General features: G+C 64.0%; 18 protein-coding genes. 6 read left to right on the top strand and 12 right to left on the bottom strand.

Annotated elements, in window-relative coordinates:
• Nucleotides 1-441: 441 nt before the first annotated feature.
• Genes ffh through trmD form a run of 4 tightly spaced genes read left to right on the top strand, consistent with a single transcriptional unit; the run spans nucleotide 442 to nucleotide 3,669 of the window.
• Nucleotides 442-1,983, top strand: coding sequence for a signal recognition particle protein (gene ffh, locus H2LOC_RS13255; protein ID WP_154331666.1), 1,542 nt, complete (start codon nucleotides 442-444; stop codon nucleotides 1,981-1,983).
• 48 nt (nucleotides 1,984-2,031) lie between these two features.
• Nucleotides 2,032-2,379 carry a 30S ribosomal protein S16 gene (rpsP, locus tag H2LOC_RS13250; RefSeq protein ID WP_154331665.1) on the top strand — a complete coding sequence of 116 codons (348 nt, stop codon included), beginning with the start codon at nucleotides 2,032-2,034 and terminating at the stop codon, nucleotides 2,377-2,379.
• Nucleotides 2,376-2,939 carry a ribosome maturation factor RimM gene (gene rimM, locus H2LOC_RS13245; protein WP_246206829.1) on the top strand — a complete coding sequence of 188 codons (564 nt, stop codon included), beginning with the start codon at nucleotides 2,376-2,378 and terminating at the stop codon, nucleotides 2,937-2,939. The genes rpsP and rimM overlap by 4 nt, the downstream gene beginning before the upstream one ends.
• A 40-nt stretch (nucleotides 2,940-2,979) precedes the next feature.
• The gene (gene trmD / locus H2LOC_RS13240) at nucleotides 2,980-3,669 is read left to right on the top strand and encodes a tRNA (guanosine(37)-N1)-methyltransferase TrmD (protein ID WP_154331664.1); all 690 of its coding nucleotides are present in this window, start codon (nucleotides 2,980-2,982) and stop codon (nucleotides 3,667-3,669) included.
• Nucleotides 3,670-3,724: 55 nt separating this feature from the next.
• Here the strand turns inward: trmD and H2LOC_RS13235 are convergent, their stop codons facing one another.
• Nucleotides 3,725-3,967, bottom strand: a complete 243-nt coding sequence (locus H2LOC_RS13235) for a hypothetical protein (protein ID WP_136496812.1) — start codon at nucleotides 3,965-3,967, stop codon at nucleotides 3,725-3,727.
• Nucleotides 3,968-4,226: 259 nt separating this feature from the next.
• Here H2LOC_RS13235 and H2LOC_RS13230 point away from each other — a divergent pair, with 259 nt between their 5' ends.
• Nucleotides 4,227-4,544, top strand: a complete 318-nt coding sequence (locus tag H2LOC_RS13230) for a hypothetical protein (protein WP_136496811.1) — start codon at nucleotides 4,227-4,229, stop codon at nucleotides 4,542-4,544.
• A gap of 47 nt (nucleotides 4,545-4,591) precedes the next feature.
• Here H2LOC_RS13230 and H2LOC_RS13225 read toward each other — a convergent pair whose 3' ends face one another.
• The 8 genes from H2LOC_RS13225 to H2LOC_RS13190 all read right to left on the bottom strand — a co-directional run bounded on the left by H2LOC_RS13225 (nucleotide 4,592) and on the right by H2LOC_RS13190 (nucleotide 11,793).
• Nucleotides 4,592-5,473, bottom strand: coding sequence for a 3-hydroxybutyryl-CoA dehydrogenase (locus H2LOC_RS13225; RefSeq protein ID WP_154331663.1), 882 nt, complete (start codon nucleotides 5,471-5,473; stop codon nucleotides 4,592-4,594).
• A gap of 163 nt (nucleotides 5,474-5,636) precedes the next feature.
• Entirely contained in the window at nucleotides 5,637-6,581 is a 945-nt protein-coding gene (locus H2LOC_RS13220) for an electron transfer flavoprotein subunit alpha/FixB family protein (protein WP_136496810.1), read from the bottom strand.
• 2 nt (nucleotides 6,582-6,583) lie between these two features.
• Nucleotides 6,584-7,330, bottom strand: a complete 747-nt coding sequence (locus H2LOC_RS13215) for an electron transfer flavoprotein subunit beta/FixA family protein (RefSeq protein WP_136496809.1) — start codon at nucleotides 7,328-7,330, stop codon at nucleotides 6,584-6,586.
• 105 nt (nucleotides 7,331-7,435) lie between these two features.
• Nucleotides 7,436-8,170: a rhomboid family intramembrane serine protease gene (locus tag H2LOC_RS13210; protein ID WP_136496808.1), complete on the bottom strand. Its 735-nt coding sequence runs from the start codon at nucleotides 8,168-8,170 to the stop codon at nucleotides 7,436-7,438.
• A gap of 384 nt (nucleotides 8,171-8,554) precedes the next feature.
• Nucleotides 8,555-9,952 carry an NAD(P)(+) transhydrogenase (Re/Si-specific) subunit beta gene (locus H2LOC_RS13205; RefSeq protein WP_136496807.1) on the bottom strand — a complete coding sequence of 466 codons (1,398 nt, stop codon included), beginning with the start codon at nucleotides 9,950-9,952 and terminating at the stop codon, nucleotides 8,555-8,557.
• A gap of 5 nt (nucleotides 9,953-9,957) precedes the next feature.
• Nucleotides 9,958-10,410, bottom strand: a complete 453-nt coding sequence (locus H2LOC_RS13200; protein WP_136496806.1) for an NAD(P) transhydrogenase subunit alpha part 2 — start codon at nucleotides 10,408-10,410, stop codon at nucleotides 9,958-9,960.
• 35 nt (nucleotides 10,411-10,445) lie between these two features.
• A complete protein-coding gene (locus tag H2LOC_RS13195; protein WP_136496805.1) occupies nucleotides 10,446-11,582 on the bottom strand; it encodes a Re/Si-specific NAD(P)(+) transhydrogenase subunit alpha in 1,137 nt (378 codons plus the stop codon).
• 76 nt (nucleotides 11,583-11,658) lie between these two features.
• The gene (locus H2LOC_RS13190; RefSeq protein WP_136496804.1) at nucleotides 11,659-11,793 is read right to left on the bottom strand and encodes an aa3-type cytochrome c oxidase subunit IV; all 135 of its coding nucleotides are present in this window, start codon (nucleotides 11,791-11,793) and stop codon (nucleotides 11,659-11,661) included.
• A 345-nt stretch (nucleotides 11,794-12,138) separates the two neighbouring features.
• On the opposite strand from H2LOC_RS13190, the gene H2LOC_RS13185 reads away from it, so the two are divergent.
• Entirely contained in the window at nucleotides 12,139-12,804 is a 666-nt protein-coding gene (locus tag H2LOC_RS13185) for a hypothetical protein (protein ID WP_136496803.1), read from the top strand.
• A gap of 71 nt (nucleotides 12,805-12,875) precedes the next feature.
• On the opposite strand, the gene H2LOC_RS13180 is transcribed toward H2LOC_RS13185, so the two are convergent.
• From H2LOC_RS13180 to groL, 3 genes are all read right to left on the bottom strand, one after another.
• Nucleotides 12,876-13,244 (bottom strand): hypothetical protein, encoded by a 369-nt coding sequence (locus H2LOC_RS13180; protein ID WP_136496802.1) that lies wholly within the window; start codon nucleotides 13,242-13,244, stop codon nucleotides 12,876-12,878.
• Nucleotides 13,245-13,253: 9 nt separating this feature from the next.
• A complete protein-coding gene (locus H2LOC_RS13175) occupies nucleotides 13,254-14,306 on the bottom strand; it encodes a hypothetical protein (protein WP_136496801.1) in 1,053 nt (350 codons plus the stop codon).
• A gap of 118 nt (nucleotides 14,307-14,424) precedes the next feature.
• The gene (gene groL, locus H2LOC_RS13170) at nucleotides 14,425-16,062 is read right to left on the bottom strand and encodes a chaperonin GroEL (protein WP_136496800.1); all 1,638 of its coding nucleotides are present in this window, start codon (nucleotides 16,060-16,062) and stop codon (nucleotides 14,425-14,427) included.
• Between the last annotated feature and the right edge of the window lie 7 nt (nucleotides 16,063-16,069).

Genomic DNA, 16,069 nt, shown 5'->3' with positions numbered 1-16,069 from the left:
GTTTGCGAAGGCCAACAAGTTACGTTATTTAGTTGAGATAGAAATATCAATATTTTGCGCGAAGAACGCGCGCCCAAAGTAAAATAAGGGTTATCCGGGTTGGAGACTCATGAACGTCGGCGTCTCACATTACGGCGCTTGGCGCTCGCAATGCTGCTTTTACTATATTTTTGTGAGGCGGAGCCGTTGCGATTCGCGAGTTCAACCCGCGAGCGATTGAGAAATGGTGGTTTGGTCTCGAAGATGCTGAACCCGCTCCACCCCATTGACTCGGGCCGCCCTGCTGCGTAAACCTCTCCCAAAATCTCGCAAGAGGTGCTCAAACAAAACCTGCGTCGCCCAAGGGAGCGCAGGCCCACGTCCGGCGGCGCGTCGCGCTCCCGGGCGCGTTTTGCTTTGAGCGATCCTGTTTCGCCCGCCGGCCGGGCAAAGGAGAACAGCATGTTCGAGAGCCTTTCCGATAAGCTCTCCGGCATTTTCGACAAGCTCACGCGGCGCGGCTCGCTCACCGAAGCCGACGTCGAAGAAGCTTTGCGCGAGGTCCGCCGCGCTTTGCTCGACGCCGACGTCGCGCTCGACGTGGTGCGCTCCTTCTCCGACAAGGTGCAGAATCGCGCCGTCGGCGCCAATGTGATCAAGTCGATCTCCCCCGGCCAGATGGTCATCAAGATCGTCAACGACGTTCTGGTCGAGACCCTGGGCGAGACCGCCGAGCCGCTCAACACCGAAGAACGCCCGCCCGTCATCATCATGATGGTCGGCCTGCAGGGCGCCGGCAAAACCACCACGACGGCCAAGATCGCCAAGCGCCTCAAGGAGCGCAACAAGAAGCGGGTGCTGATGGCCTCGCTCGACGTCAAGCGCCCGGCCGCGCAGGAACAGCTCGCCATTCTCGGCCGTCAGGTCGAGGTCGACACCCTCCCCATCGTCCCCAATCAGACGCCCTTGCAGATCGCCCGCCGTGCGGCCGAGGCGGCGCGGCTCGAAGGCTATGACGTCGTTCTGCTCGACACCGCGGGCCGCACCCATATCGACGAGCCCCTCATGCAGGAGATGGCGGACATCAAGTCCTACGCCAGCCCGCATGAAATCCTGCTCGTCGCCGACGCTCTCACCGGCCAGGACGCGGTCAATCTCGCCAAGAACTTCGACGCCCGCGTCGGCATCACCGGCATCGTCCTCACCCGCATGGACGGCGACGGGCGCGGCGGCGCTGCGCTCTCGATGCGCCACGTCACCGGCAAGCCGATCAAGCTGATCGCCACCGGCGAGAAAATGGACGCGCTGGACGAATTCGCCCCCAAGCGCATCGCCGACCGCATTCTCGGCATGGGCGACATCGTGGCGCTGGTGGAGAAGGCCGCCGCCACGATCGACCAGCAGGAGGCCGAACGCGCCGCCATGCGCATGGCCAAGGGCAAGTTCGATCTGCAGGACCTTTGCGATCAGCTCGCCATGGCCGAGAAAATGGGCGGCCTCACCGGAATCATGGGCCTTTTGCCCGGCGTCGCCAAGATGAAGGACCAGCTCGCGTCCGCCAATATCGACGACAGGATCATCAAGCGCCAGCGCGCGATCATTCTCTCGATGACCCCCAAGGAGCGCCGCAATCCCGACATCCTGAAGGCCTCGCGCAAGCGCCGCATCGCGGCCGGCTCGGGCGTCAAGGTCGAGGAGATCAACAAGCTGCTCAAGCAGCACCGCGGCATGGCCGACCTCATGAAATCCATGGGCGGCGCCAATAAGCGCGGCGGCGGTCTCATGGGCCGCGCCGCCCAGATGATGGGCCTCGGCGGCATGCCGACCCCCAGCAAGGAAGAAATCGCCGAGATGCAGAAGAAGCTCGGCGCCGGCGGCTTCACGCCGCCTGCGGGCCTTCCCGAGGCGCCGCCGGCGGATCTGTTCGCGTCCAAGCCCTCTTTGCCGGGGCTGGGCGGCAAAAGTCTTCTGGGCGGGTTCAATCCGTTCGGGAAGAAAAAATAAGGCGCGCCTTCAAGGCTGCGTCCCCTTCGCAAAACAAAGGAAGCATAGATGTCGCTCAAGATCAGACTGTCCCGCGGCGGCGCCAAGAAGCGCCCCTTCTATCGCGTCGTCGTCGCCGACTCCCGCTCGCCGCGCGACGGCCGTTTCATCGACCGGCTCGGCACCTTCGATCCCCTGAAGGCCAAGGACGCGGCCGACCGTCTCGTGCTCGACGCCGAGAAGGCCAAGGAATGGATCGCCAAGGGGGCGCAGCCGACCGATCGCGTCGCCCGCCTGCTTGAGACCGTGGGCGTGGGCAAGCGCGAGGCCCGCAACAATCCCGTCAAGGCCCAGCCGAAGAAGAAGGCTCAGGAGCGCGCCGCCGCCGCCGCGGCCGCTGCTGAAGCCGCCGAGTGATCGACAAGGCGCCTCCCGCCCCGGGCAAGGGGCGGGATATGGTTCTGCTCGGGCGTTTCGGCGCGCCGCATGGCGTGCGCGGCGAAATCCGCCTGCAAAGCTTCACGGCGGACCCTTTGTCCATCGCGAGCTACGGTCCGCTCTTCGACAAGAGCGGCCGGCAAAGATTCGTGCTGGCCAATGTGCGGCCACAGGGCAAGGACATGCTGGTCGCCCGCGTCGAGGGCGTCAACGACCGCAATGGCGCCGAACAGCTGAGTCGCCTCGAGCTCTTTGCGCCGCGCTCCAGCCTCCCTCCGCCCGATGAAGACGAATTCTATCTCGTCGATCTCGAAGGGCTGCGCGCGGAAACGGGCGAGGGTTTGCTGCTCGGCCAGGTTCTCGGCGTGCGCAACTTCGGCGCCGGAGACATTCTGGAGATCGCACCGCCGGTCGGCGGCGAGACCCTTCTGTTTCCTTTCACCAGGGCGGTGGTTCCGGTCGTCGACATCGCCGGCGGGCGCGTGATCGTCGCTCCGCCCGAGGAGATCGAGGAAGAAGGTCCCGAGCCTGCAAAATAGAAGCTTTTCGGCTTGCGCGCCGTCGTGCCATAAGCCCTTCATGTGGCGCGCAACCATCCTTACGCTGTTCCCGGAAATGTTCCCCGGCCCGTTGGGCTTTTCGCTGGCCGGAGACGCGCTGTCCCGCGAGGTCTGGCGGTTGGAGGCCCTGCAGATACGCGAGCACGGTCTCGGCCGTCACCGCGCGGTGGACGATACGCCCGCGGGCGGCGGCCCCGGCATGGTGATGCGGGCCGATGTGCTCGCCGCCGCGATCGACGCGGCTGCCGCTGCCGACGACCCCCGTCCTCGCCTGCTGATGAGTCCGCGCGGCGCGCCGCTCACCCAGGAGAGGGTGAGGCGGCTCGCTGAAGGGCCGGGCGCGATCATCCTCTGCGCCAGATTCGAGGGCGTCGACGAACGCATCATCGCGGGGCGCGGCCTCGAGGAAATCTCGATCGGCGATTACATACTCTCGGGCGGCGAGGTCGCGGCTCTGGCTCTGATGGACGCCTGCGTCCGGCTCCTGCCCGGCGTGATGGGCGAAGAAGCCTCCGGGACCGAGGAGAGTTTCGAGGACGGCCTGCTGGAATATCCGCAATATACAAGGCCTAGAGGGTTCGAGGGCGCGGAGATTCCGGAAGTCCTGCTGTGTGGAGACCACAAGAAAATCGCCCAGTGGCGGCACGAGCAGGCTTTGCGCCTGACCAGGGAACGCCGGCCCGATCTGATCGCGAGGTTCAAGCGGTAGACGCCCGAGTCCTGTCGCGCCGCCGGAACGGGAGCCCATGCTCGTCGACCCCTGGTCACCGCCGCGCCGACGCCAAAGCGTCGTAGAGGAGGCAGCCGAGCAGGGCTCCGCCCGATTCCGCTCCGAATACGCCCAGGGAGGCGGCTTCCGGGGCCAGGGCTTCGAGGAGAGGAGGCGCCGCGAAAGCCCCCGCCACAGCAGCGGCGGCGCAAAACCAATCGAAAAAGCCATAGCGCCAGCCCGACCAGAATCTGGTCAGGAATAAAGCCGTAACTATGGTGATCAAGGCGTCGAACATGCCGTGTCCGCCGAAGTGAGTTTCACGCGAGAAATTAGCGGGAGGCGGTTACCCAATTGCTTTGCTGGCAAACTTTCTCGAAGGATTATGCGGGACTTGGACAGGGGCGCGGGAAAAAGGCTAAACCATATCCTGACGCCAGACTATTTCTTGCAAAATAAAAATACAGTCGAGGATCGGCTACGATTCGTTGTCAATAATTGCTCAGCTTCTATATTTTATCCGAGCCTCGTTTCGCGATCCAGTAAAGGAGAAGCCGGTGAAATACTCCAGCGTCGCGATTTTTATTTCGTCTGTCGTGATCCTTGCTTCCGGCGCGGCTTTCGCGCAGCAGCATCCGTCCGGAGGCGCGCCTGGCCACTCCGCGGGCAGCACGACCGGACCCGCCGCCGGCGGCGACGTCGAGCCGTCCACGGCGATCCAGAAGCAAAATCCCAATATCCCCAACGCCGGTAAGCAAAAGGAGAGCGGCGTCAGCGGGACTACGGCGGGCGCGCCGGCCATCGAAGGGCGTCCCGACACCCAGAGCGGTAAAGCGCCCTCCGGCAAGGAAAAGCCTGTCAAGCCGGGCTCGTAACCGCGCATTTGCCCGCGGGCGCTTTCTTTGGAGGCGCCTGAAGCGCTTCAGCGCGTCGGGATCGGCTGGCCGCTGCGGTAATCGTAAAAGCCGCGCTGGGTCTTGCGGCCGAGCCATCCGGCCTCGACATATTTCACGAGCAGAGGGCAGGGGCGGTATTTCGAATCCGCCAGCCCCTCATGCAGCACCTGCATGACGGAGAGACAGACGTCGAGACCGATGAAATCGGCGAGCTGAAGCGGACCCATAGGGTGGTTCGCGCCCAGCTTCATCGCGGTGTCGATCGCCTCGACCGACCCGACGCCCTCATAGAGCGTGTAGATGGCCTCGTTGATCATCGGAAGCAGAATGCGGTTCACGATGAAGGCCGGGAAATCCTCCGAAACCGTGATGGTCTTGCCGAGCTTCGCGATAAAGCCGCGCGTCTCCTCGAATGTGCGATCCTCGGTGGCTATGCCACGGATCAGCTCGACGAGCTGCATCTTGGGCACCGGATTCATGAAATGAATGCCGATGAACCGCTCGGGCCGTCCGGTGACCGAGGCGAGGCGGGTGATCGAGATCGAGGAGGTGTTGGTGCCGATGATGGCGTCGGGCTTCAGTGCGAGCGCGACGTCGGAAAGTATCCTGCGCTTGATCTCCTCGTTTTCCGAGGCCGCTTCGATCACGAGGTCGGCGTCGCGAAAATCCTGGACTGCCGGAGCCGGGGAAATGCGGGCCAGCGCTGCGCTCTTCCCCGAGGCGTCGATCGTTCCGCGCTCGACCGACTTTTGCATTTGCGCTGCAATATCGTCTACGCCCGCAGCGATACGTTCGTCGCTGACGTCGTTCAATGCGACGTCAAAACCCGCCAGCGCGCACACATGGGCGATGCCCTTGCCCATTTGTCCGGCTCCGATCACGCCGATCTTGCGAATTTCAAGGCTCATGTTTCGGGGCGCCCCCAGCGAGATTTCAGACCCTCTTATGCAGTGCAATATAGCGCGCGTTTGGCTTTTATGAAAACCACCATCTTTTCAAATCGGGTCGGGGCCGAAAAGAAACGGGTCCGGGCCTTTGAAACGGCCCGGACCCGCCTGCTTTCTTTGAAGCTCAGCGGCCGCTTTTGGCGAGTTCCGCGTCGAGCTCCGGCAGGGCGTTGAAGAGATCCGCGACGAGGCCGAAATCCGCCACCTGATAGATCGGGGCCTCTTCGTCCTTGTTGATCGCGACGATGATCTTGGAGTCCTTCATGCCCGCGAGATGCTGGATCGCGCCGGAAATGCCGACGGCGACATAGAGGTCCGGCGCCACGGCCTTGCCGGTCTGGCCGACCTGGAGGTCGTTGGGGGCGTAGCCGGCGTCCACCGCAGCGCGGGATGCGCCGATCGCGGCGTTGAGCCGATTGGCCACCGGCTCGATATATTTGGCGAAGTTCTCGGCGCTTCCGAGCCCGCGTCCGCCGGAGACGATGATCTTGGCGGCGGTGAGCTCGGGCCGTTCGGACTGGGCCAGGGCCTCGCTCTTGAAGCTGGAAAGGCCGGGGTCGGCCGGACCGGCTATGGTCTCGATCGCGGCCGAGCCGCCCTCGCCCGCCGCCGAAAAGGCGGTGGTGCGCACCGTGATCACCTTTTTGGCGTCCTTGGAGCGGACGGTCTGGATCGCGTTTCCGGCATAGATCGGGCGCTCGAAAGTATCCGCCGCGACGACCTTGATGATGTCGGAGATCTGGGCGACGTCGAGCAGCGCCGCGACCCGCGGCAGCACGTTCTTGGTCGTGCTGGTCGAGGGCGCGAGGATGACGTCATAGGCGCCGGCGAGCCCGAGGATCAGCGCCGCGGTCGGTTCGGCCAGCACATGGTCGAAGGTCGCGGAGTCGGCCAGGAGGACCTTTTCCACGCCCGCGAGCTTGGCGGCCTGTTCGGCGGCGGCGGCGAGGCCCGAGCCGGCGACGAGGATATGGACAGCGCCGCCGATCGCCGTGGCGGCGGTGAGCGCTTTCGCGGTGGCGGGAGCAAGCGCGCCGCCGGCGGTTTCAGCGAGAAGGAGCGTCGCCATGATTAAAGAACTCCCGCTTCTTTGAGTTTCGCGACCAGTTCCGGAACCGAGCCGACCTTGACGCCGGCCTTGCGAACCGGGGGCTCAGCGGTCTTCAGCACCTCGAGGCGCGGCGCGATGTCGACGCCGTAATCAGCCGGCGCCTTGACGGCGACCTCTTTCTTCTTGGCCTTGATGATGTTCGGGAGGCTGGCGTAGCGCGGTTCGTTCAGCCGCAGATCGGTGGTGACGATCGCCGGCAGCTTCACCGTGACGGTCTGCAGACCGCCGTCGATCTCGCGTGTCACGTCGACGCTGTCGCCGCCGATCTCGACCTTGGAGGCGAAGGTGCCCTGGCCCCAGCCGAGCAGCGCTGCCAGCATCTGGCCGGTTTGATTGCTGTCGTCGTCGATCGCCTGCTTGCCGAGGATGATCAGCCCCGGCTGCTCTTCGGCGGCGATCTTGGCCAGGATCTTGGCGACGGCCAGCGGCTCGACCGTTTCGTCGGTCTTGACCAGAATGCCCCTGTCGGCGCCCATGGCGAGGCCGGTGCGCAGGGTTTCGTCGGCCTTCGCCGGCCCGATCGAGACCACCACGACCTCGCTGGCCTTGCCTGCCTCCTTGAGGCGCAGAGCCTCCTCGACGGCGATTTCGTCGAAGGGGTTCATGGACATTTTCACATTGGCCAGATCGACGCCGGAGCCGTCGGCCTTGACCCTGATCTTTACATTGTAATCGACGACCCGTTTCACGGGTACGAGAATCTTCATCGCTCAACTCCCGGCGAGCGTGACGCTTGGTCACCTAATGCGGCAAAAGCTGGATTGCGCTCTGGTAACGGGCGCGCCGGTTCAAGTCAAACCCCCTTGAAACGCTCAGAACCCCGGCGGCGCGTCGATGTTTTCGGGCAGCGGCGGGGGCGGCGGAGGCGGAGGGGCGAAAAGCCGCACGCTGCGGCGCTTGAACAGGGGCGTGAGGGCGAGGCCGGCGAGGATGCCGCCGACATGGGCGAACCAGGCGACGTGCCCCTGCTCGCCGAAAAGGGCGTTGAGGAATTGCAGCACGATCCAGGTGCCGACGAACATCCACGCCGCCGCGCGGATCGGAAACACGCCGGCGACGAGGCCGAAGATCGTCGACCGGGGGTGCAGAAGCAGAAAGGCGGCGCAAACGCCCGAGATGGCGCCCGATGCGCCCACCAGCGGCGTGATCGTGTGGGGTGAGGCGTAGGCGAAGAAGACTCCCGAGGCGACCCCGCAGCTCAGATAGAACAGCAGGTAATGCAAGGACCCCATCGCATCCTCGATATTGTCTCCGAACACATAGAGGAACAGCATGTTGCCGAGCAGATGGAGCACGCTGGAATGAAAGAACAGCGAGGTCACCAGCGTCAGGGGCGCGGGCGGCCCGACGACCCAATTGGCCAGCGCCGCCTCTCCGAACAGCACGCGGGGTATGACCGCAAAGCCGCGCGTGATCGTCAGCGGGTCGCCGAACAACTCGCTGTGCACCAGCACAAAGACCAGGATGTTGAGGCCGATCAGCGCCCAATTCACGACCGGTCGGCGCAGGTAGCGCATCGGCGTATCGTCGTAGATCGGCATCACCATCGAAGGATATCCCCTTGTTGTTTTTGGGCGCCGGCGGGCTGGCCCCGTTCGCGCCGGGCCGTTTTCCGCGGCGCCGCCGTTGTGACGTGGGTTCCGACTGGCGGGCTCGCGTCATTGCTGGCGACGCGAAGCAAACCGGGGCCGCGCCAGTCTTCCTGGATCGCCGCGTCGCAGCGCTCCTCACGATGACGGCGCAAAACCGCGTCTTCGGTCGGAGTATGACATAAGAACGCCCGGAGCGCTTGGCCGGCGCTCCGGGCGAAACAGGCTTTCGCCTGAATTTTTAGAGCATGTTCCCAAAAAGTGCGAAGCGGTTTTTGGAAAAGAACATGCTCCGTCAATCAGATTTGGAGCGCGTTCGACTGCGTTTGAACCGAACGCGCTTCAGTGAGACAAGGCCTTCACGATCTGCTCGACGGTTTTCTTGGCGTCCCCGAACAGCATCATCGTATTCGGCCGGAAGAACAGCTCGTTCTCCACGCCGGCGTAGCCGGAGCCCATGCCGCGCTTGAGGAACAGGACCGTCTTGGCTCTCTCGACATCGAGGATGGGCATGCCGTAGATCGCCGATTGCGGATCGGTCTTGGCCGCCGGATTGGTCACGTCGTTGGCGCCGATGACGAAGGCGACGTCGGCCTCGGCGAATTCGGAGTTTATGTCCTCGAGTTCGAACACCTCGTCGTATGGGACATTGGCCTCGGCGAGGAGGACGTTCATATGGCCGGGCATGCGTCCGGCGACCGGGTGGATCGCATAGGACACATCCACCCCCGCCTTCTTGAGCAGATCGGCCATCTCGCGCAACACATGCTGGGCCTGGGCCACCGCCATGCCATAGCCCGGCACGACGATGACCTTGGCGGCGTTCTGCATGATGTAGGCGGCGTCGTCGGCGGAGCCCTGCTTCACCGGGCGCTGCTCTTTAGCCCCGCTCGCCGCCGCGACCTCGCCGCCGAAGCCGCCGAGGATGACCGAGACGAAGGAGCGGTTCATCCCCTTGCACATGATGTAGGAGAGGATCGCGCCGGACGATCCCACCAGCGCGCCGGTGATGATCAAAGCCAGATTGCCGAGCGTGAAACCGATGCCGGCCGCCGCCCATCCCGAGTAGGAATTGAGCATCGACACCACCACCGGCATGTCGGCGCCCCCGATCGGAATGATGAGCGTCACGCCCAGGGCCAGCGAGACCAGGATCAGCAGGAACAGCCAGAAGCCGCTTTCCGTGCCGACGAAAAGCGCGATGAAGGTGAGTAGCCCGAGGCCGAGCATGATGTTGATGGTGTGGCGCTCCGGCAGGAGGATCGGCTTGCCGGTCATCCGCTCGTCGAGCTTCAGGAAGGCGATCACCGAGCCCGTGAAGGTGATCGCGCCGATCGCCGCGCCGAGCGACATTTCGAACAGGCTGCCGCCTTCGATTTGGCCGCGGGAGCCGATGCCGAAGGCCTGAGGGGCGAAAAAGGCGCTTCCCGCCACCAGCACCGCGGCAAGACCGACCAGCGAGTGGAAGAAGGCGACCAGCTGCGGCATCTTGGTCATTTCGATGCGCTGGGCGACGGTCGCGCCCACGCCGCCGCCGATCGCGGCGCCGATCAGGATCAGAGTGAGGCCCCAGAGGGTCGGCAGATGAAGCAGGAGCGTCGTCGCCACGGCGATCGCCATGCCGATCATTCCGTAGCGGTTGCCCTGCCGGGAAGTGGCCGGAGAGGACAGTCCGCGAAGGGCCAGGATGAACAATATTCCGGCCGCGAGATAAAGCAGGGCTGTAAGATTGGCGCTCATTGCCTTCAGCCCTTCTTCTTGTACATCGCCAACATGCGTTCGGTGACCAGGAAGCCGCCGAAAATGTTCACGCTTGCGAGAATGAGGGCCAGAAAACCGAACCAGCGCGCCCATCCGGCGCCGTCGTCGGAAGCCGTGGACGCTTCGACCCCGACCGAAAGCAGCGCGCCGACCACGATCACAGAGGAAATCGCGTTGGTGACGGACATCAGCGGCGTATGCAGCGCCGGCGTAACCGCCCAGACCACATAATAGCCCACGAACACGGCGAGGGCGAAGATCGCGAGCCGGAAGACGACGGGATCGATCGCGCCGCCGCCGAGGCCGTGGGCGGCGGCCGCCGCGGCGGTCTGGGCCAGCTGTTCGGAAAAGTGCTGGGTCTGCTCCGCGAGATGGCGCGCGGCCTCTGCGGCGGCTTGCGCCCTTTCAAGCAATTGCTGCGTCGAGTCGTTGGCCATTTCTCAGCCCCTCGTTTGGAATAGCTTCGGTTTTTTCAGGCTTTCGGCTGGAAGCGCGGATCGACCACCGCGCCGTCGCGGGTGAGGCATGTGGCCTTGGCCAGCTCGTCGTCCCAATTGATCGAGAGCCCTCCGCTTTCCTTCGAGACCAGCGTCTCCACGAAAGCGAGCAGGTTCCTGGCGTAGAGGCTGGAGGCGGTCGCCGGGAGGCGTCCGGCGAGGTTGAGAGCGCCCACGATCTTGACGCCGTCGACGACCACGGTCTCGCCGGGCCTCGTCAATTCGCAGTTGCCGCCCCGTTCCGCGGCGAGGTCGACGATCACCGAGCCCTGCCGCAGGGAACGCAACTGCGCGGCGGAAATCAGCCGCGGGGCAGGGCGTCCGGGAATGAGCGCGGTGGTTATGACGATGTCCTGCTTTGCGATATGGGCGCTGATCAGCTCCGCCTGCGCGGCCCTGTATTCCGCGGACATCTCCTTGGCGTAGCCGCCCGTCGTCTCCGCCTGTTTGAACTCCTCGTTCTCGACGGCGACGAATTTGGCGCCGAGCGACTCGACCTGTTCCTTGGTGGCGGGACGCACGTCCGTCGCCGTCACGATCGCGCCGAGGCGCTTCGCCGTGGCGATGGCCTGAAGGCCCGCGACCCCGACGCCCATTATGAAGACCTTGGCGGCGGGGACCGCGCCGGCGGGCGTCATCATCATCGGCAACGCGCGGCCGTATTCGGCGGCGGCGTCGATGACGGCGCGATAGCCGGCGATATTCGCCTGTGAGGAAAGGACGTCCATGGATTGCGCGCGGGATATGCGCGGCATCAGCTCCATGGCGAAGGCGGTGACGCCGGCGCCGGCGAGTTCCGCGAGTTCGCGCTCATGGCCGAAAGGATCGAGCATCGCGACGACCGCGGCCCCGGGCCGGGCTCCGTCGACTTCGGAGGCCGCGGGGCGTCGAACCCGCAGGACGATATCCGCGGCGGTCAGCGTCTCCTGCGCGGAGGCGCCGATCTTCGCGCCCGCGGCCGCATAATCGGCGTCCGAAAATCCGGAAGCGGCGCCGGCCCCCGCCTGAACGGCGATGTCGGCTCCGAGACCAATGAATTTCTTGACTGTTTCCGGGGTTGCGGCGACGCGGAATTCGGATTTGTCGGTTTCGGCAGGTACGGCAATGCGCATGACGGACTCCGATAGCGCCGTGGCTCTTCGTTCCGTCATGGTTTCCCAAGACGGTGCTGCCTTGGGTGGTTGGCGTTTAGCGCGCCAGTGAGAAGAAGAGGATCACCAGCAACGCTACCGTCCCCGCTGCGCTGTAGGTGAGGAGATTCAGGAAACCTTTGTAGGTTTTGAGATGTTCGTTGAAATCGCCCATGGCGTCCGTGCTGCTCATTCGTTTCCCCCAGCCAGTTTTCTAGTAGCTTCGGGCGCTCTGGCCCAAGGCGCTGACTGGCGCGGATGCTAGCCGAGCTTGACCCGTCCTGCAACAGCCGCTTGGCTGTCGAGCGGGCTTCGGGGCGCGACAAAATGTGCTGCGCCCGCTAAGTCCGCGCCGCTTCGGGAATGCGCCAAGGCCTTGCTCCCCCTGCGCTTTCCGGAGCTTATCCAAGCATAGGCGGCTGCGAAGGCCTGGAGCCTCATCGAGCCGAAGGCCATCGCGCCCGAGGCGGCTCGTCCGTCCCCATGCTACGCTCATCGGACGCCTCGCCAAAATAGCGGGGGATAGCGAGAGGGCTTCATGAAGCTGGGGCTGCGACGAACCCATGAAGAGGTCGTCGTTTTTCGAGAGAAATGGGGCGCCTTCGCGTTCGGCCTCGCTTTGGGAGCGGCTTGCATTGCCTTTGCGATAGGGTTTTACGCCCTCGGGGCCGATCGAGCGCCTTCGCTTTTCATCGCGCCTTTTTGTTTCGTTTTCCTCACCGCCGGCCTAGCGGTCTGGAGGCGCCTCGCCGAAACGGCCAAAAGCTGGCTCGCCGAGGACGGCGCCGTTGTTTTTCGCGCTGACGCCAAGGGCGTCGAAGTTGCGCCCTGGCCGGGGTCTGCATCGCAAAGATTTCCCTGGCCTGCAATCAGCGAAGTTGCGCTCGCCGATTCTTTGAGGACCAGGCACGCCGACGAGACGGCGTACAATCGGGGCGCTCTCATCGTCTTTTTTGCGGCGGGCGAATACGCCTGCGCAAGCTGGTTCGATCTGGCCAGGAACGGATTGGCGCGTTCCGCCGAGGGACGCGTTTTTCAGTTGGCGAGCTACCCTCTTCAAGTTTCGCAAGAGCTGCTGGAGGCCGTCCGCAAGATTGCTCCGGCTGATGTGGTCGTGAAGCGCTACGAGGCCGTCGTCTTCGATTATGTGAAACGGATGGATGGTTATGAGGAGATTTCACTGCGACGCGAGCGTTCGTGCTAGATGAGCGCCGCAAGCGGCTGCCCAAAAATCGCCGGCGGCGATAGAGATTTTTTACGGTTCTCCCCGCTGAGTCACATATCCAGTTCTCCCTTTTTGTATCGCCGCAAAATACTCCCCGCGGTCATGCGTACCTCCACATGGCCGCGCTGTTCGATGTCGTTGAGCACCGCCAGGGCGCGCTCCGGCATGCGTTTGACCAAATATCCCGCGGCGAAGACGGCGACGCTCAAATCTGGATCATCGAGCAGAGGGACGAGCTCCAACCGGCCGTCGGGTCCGCAGACCAAGTCGAGCTGCTTTGCCGCGCGGTCGACGGCGCGGAGCCCTGCGAGCTGCATGGCGTGATCTTCCTGCTGATATCCAAAATCGGCCACCTTGGCCGACTGCCTGAAGCGTTCGATGATAATCCACGCGAATGGGCTTCTTTTCTTGGCGGGCATCTTTTACTCCTATTCGATTATCCCAACCCGTCGCAGGACTTTCAGGCCTTCGTCATATTGTTCGTTCGCCGGACATCCCTTCAATGCCTGCCGCAAGGACTGGCCGGTGGTCTTGTCCTTGCGCTCATATTCTCCGTTGATTTCCTCATGCAGCAGCGTCGGAATTCGAATGATGGTCCGGCTCGAATGTATTGCGCCTGACGAAATTCCTTCCGAATTCGATTGCAGGATCAGGTGGTGATACTGGAACCCCTCGTCAGCCTCTCCATAGACTTTCTCGACGTCGAATTTTTTGAATTCCGCATAGGTCGAGAAGGAGCGCTCTTCCTTATCCACGAAAAGGTCTTCGAGATTGTAGGGCCCGTATTTCACGAATTCGAGCGCTGCGTCGGCGTCGCGTTTCAACGCCGCGAATTCGGCGGCCGCCTCGACGATTTGCGCCGCAAGCGCGATGTCCGCGGGGACGTTCAATCCTGGAATCGCATTTGCTGCCGCCTCGCCGAGGATGCTGGCGGCGCGCGCCGAGAGCGCCTTGCGCAAGAGTTGACGGATAAACGCCCTTTGAGCGCGTCGCTCCAAAGCCTCTTCGGTCTTCTGCTTCCGTCCGCTCTGGGTTTCGTCGCCGGCTTCGTCCTTCGGCCGGAACCGCCCGCCGCAGCCTCCGGGCGTCCCGGCCGGCCATCCCGGATGTTCAGGGTCGTCGGGACTGGCCTTGTTCAGCGCCGAAACGCTCGCCGCCCGCCGCGCTTCCTCTTCGCTGAGATAGGGAAGGCGCAGATGGGTGGTGGTTATCATGGCGAGAGCGAGATCGCCGGAATCGAGCGCGCAAGCGACGCTCGTCAATCCCGGGATCAGGCCGGCACAGTCGATTTCCCGTGCAAAAACAAAGGAGAGCACGCGGTTTAGCTCAGCCAGGGGCCGCGGCTCGAAACCGGTTGCGGTTTTAGCCAGCAAAGGGATCGGCCCGAGCGAAGGCCCCTCGGCGCCGCAGCTTGCGCCTTGAGGATGCCCCGGCGGTTCGAGACGGTAGCCGCGCGCGGCGGCAAATTCAGTTCCGTCCATAAGGACAACCCCTGGTGGTAATATGGCGAATCTAGAACGTATAGAGAACATCGTCAAGCAATAAAAAAACCCCGGGCGTTTTCGCCCGGGGCCTGATTTCTCGCTCGTTCGAGCGGGATTAGAAGTCCATGCCGCCCATGCCGCCGTGACCGCCCGGCAGAGCCGGAGCGTCTTTCTTCGGCTGCTCGGTGATGGTCGCCTCGGTGGTGACGATCAGGCCGGCGATGGAGGCCGCATCCTGCAGAGCAGTGCGGACGACCTTGGTGGGGTCGATGATGCCGGTCTTGACGAGATCGCCATAGACGCCGTTCTGGGCGTCGTAGCCATAGCCATATTCGCTGGCTTCGAGCAGCTTGCCGACCACGACCGCGCCGTCGCCGCCGGCGTTGTCGACGATCTGGCGAGCCGGGGCCTGGATCGCCTTGCGGACGATCTCGACGCCGGTCTTCTGATCGGTGTTGGCGGTGTGAACGCCGTCGAGCGCAGCGATGGCGCGCAGCAGGGCGACGCCGCCGCCGGGCGAGATGCCTTCTTCAACCGCGGCGCGGGTGGCGTTCAGCGCGTCGTCGACGCGGTCCTTCTTCTCCTTGACCTCGACTTCGGTCGCGCCGCCGACGCGGATCACCGCGACGCCGCCCGCGAGCTTGGCGAGACGCTCCTGGAGCTTCTCACGATCATAGTCGGAGGTGGTCTCTTCGATCTGCTTCTTGATCTGGGAGACGCGCGCTTCGATATCGGCCTTGGCGCCAGCGCCGTCGATGACGGTGGTGGTCTCCTTGTCGATCTTGATGCGCTTGGCGCGGCCGAGCTGAGCCAGGGTGACGTTCTCGAGCTTGATGCCGAGGTCTTCGGCGATCAGCTCGCCGCCGGTCAGGATGGCGATGTCTTCCAGCATGGCCTTGCGGCGGTCGCCGAAGCCCGGAGCCTTCACAGCGGCGATCTTGAGGCCGCCGCGCAGCTTGTTGACGACGAGGGTGGCGAGGGCTTCGCCTTCGACGTCCTCAGCGACGATCAGCAGCGGCTTGCCGGTCTGAACCACGGCTTCCAGGATCGGGAGCAGGGGCTGCAGGGTCGAGAGCTTCTTCTCGTGGATGAGGATATAGGGGTCCTCGAGCTCGGCGACGAGACGCTCGGCGTTGGTGATGAAGTAGGGCGAGAGATAGCCGCGGTCGAACTGCAGGCCCTCGACGATGACGGTCTCGGTGTCGAGGCTCTTGGCCTCCTCGACCGTGATCACGCCTTCATTGCCGACCTTCTGCACCGCCTTGGCGATTTCCTGGCCGATGAAGCTGTCGCCATTGGCCGAGATGGTGCCGACCTGGGCGATCTCGTCGTTGGAGGTGACCTTCTTGGAGTTGGTCTTGAGGTGCTGGATCACCGCCTCGACCGCGAGGTCGATGCCGCGCTTCAGGTCGAGCGGGTTGAGGCCGGCCGCGACCGCCTTGGCGCCTTCCTTGGCGATGGCGGCGGCGAGAACCGTGGCGGTGGTGGTGCCGTCGCCGGCCTGGTCGTTCTGCTTGGAGGCGACTTCACGAACCAGCTGGGCGCCGAGGTTCTCGAACTTGTCGGCAAGCTCGATTTCCTTGGCGACGGTCACGCCGTCCTTGGTGATGCGCGGGGCGCCGAAGGACTTTTCGATGACGACGTTGCGGCCCTTGGGGCCGAGCGTGACCTTCACCGCATTGGCGAGGGTCTCGACGCCGCGCAGGATGCGATCGCGCGCGTCGGTGGAGAAACGAATATCTTTAGCAGCCATTTAGCTA

This window comes from Methylocystis heyeri, assembly GCF_004802635.2.
GTDB classification, from domain to species: Bacteria; Pseudomonadota; Alphaproteobacteria; order Rhizobiales; family Beijerinckiaceae; genus Methylocystis; species Methylocystis heyeri.
This window is presented reverse-complemented; position numbering and strand designations above follow the sequence as displayed.

What these genes read in the sequence shown, in the direction of transcription:
- rpsP (WP_154331665.1), top strand. Translation starts at nt 2,032, where the DNA reads ATGTCGCTCAAGATCAGACTGTCCCGCGGCGGCGCCAAGAAGCGCCCC.
- H2LOC_RS13215 (WP_136496809.1), bottom strand. Translation starts at nt 7,330, where the DNA reads ATGAAGATTCTCGTACCCGTGAAACGGGTCGTCGATTACAATGTAAAG.
- trmD (WP_154331664.1), top strand. Translation starts at nt 2,980, where the DNA reads ATGTGGCGCGCAACCATCCTTACGCTGTTCCCGGAAATGTTCCCCGGC.
- H2LOC_RS13185 (WP_136496803.1), top strand. Translation starts at nt 12,139, where the DNA reads ATGAAGCTGGGGCTGCGACGAACCCATGAAGAGGTCGTCGTTTTTCGA.
- H2LOC_RS13190 (WP_136496804.1), bottom strand. Translation starts at nt 11,793, where the DNA reads ATGAGCAGCACGGACGCCATGGGCGATTTCAACGAACATCTCAAAACC.
- H2LOC_RS13180 (WP_136496802.1), bottom strand. Translation starts at nt 13,244, where the DNA reads ATGCCCGCCAAGAAAAGAAGCCCATTCGCGTGGATTATCATCGAACGC.
- H2LOC_RS13200 (WP_136496806.1), bottom strand. Translation starts at nt 10,410, where the DNA reads ATGGCCAACGACTCGACGCAGCAATTGCTTGAAAGGGCGCAAGCCGCC.
- H2LOC_RS13205 (WP_136496807.1), bottom strand. Translation starts at nt 9,952, where the DNA reads ATGAGCGCCAATCTTACAGCCCTGCTTTATCTCGCGGCCGGAATATTG.
- groL (WP_136496800.1), bottom strand. Translation starts at nt 16,062, where the DNA reads ATGGCTGCTAAAGATATTCGTTTCTCCACCGACGCGCGCGATCGCATC.
- H2LOC_RS13210 (WP_136496808.1), bottom strand. Translation starts at nt 8,170, where the DNA reads ATGGTGATGCCGATCTACGACGATACGCCGATGCGCTACCTGCGCCGA.
- H2LOC_RS13195 (WP_136496805.1), bottom strand. Translation starts at nt 11,582, where the DNA reads ATGCGCATTGCCGTACCTGCCGAAACCGACAAATCCGAATTCCGCGTC.
- H2LOC_RS13220 (WP_136496810.1), bottom strand. Translation starts at nt 6,581, where the DNA reads ATGGCGACGCTCCTTCTCGCTGAAACCGCCGGCGGCGCGCTTGCTCCC.
- H2LOC_RS13175 (WP_136496801.1), bottom strand. Translation starts at nt 14,306, where the DNA reads ATGGACGGAACTGAATTTGCCGCCGCGCGCGGCTACCGTCTCGAACCG.
- H2LOC_RS13225 (WP_154331663.1), bottom strand. Translation starts at nt 5,473, where the DNA reads ATGAGCCTTGAAATTCGCAAGATCGGCGTGATCGGAGCCGGACAAATG.
- H2LOC_RS13235 (WP_136496812.1), bottom strand. Translation starts at nt 3,967, where the DNA reads ATGTTCGACGCCTTGATCACCATAGTTACGGCTTTATTCCTGACCAGA.
- ffh (WP_154331666.1), top strand. Translation starts at nt 442, where the DNA reads ATGTTCGAGAGCCTTTCCGATAAGCTCTCCGGCATTTTCGACAAGCTC.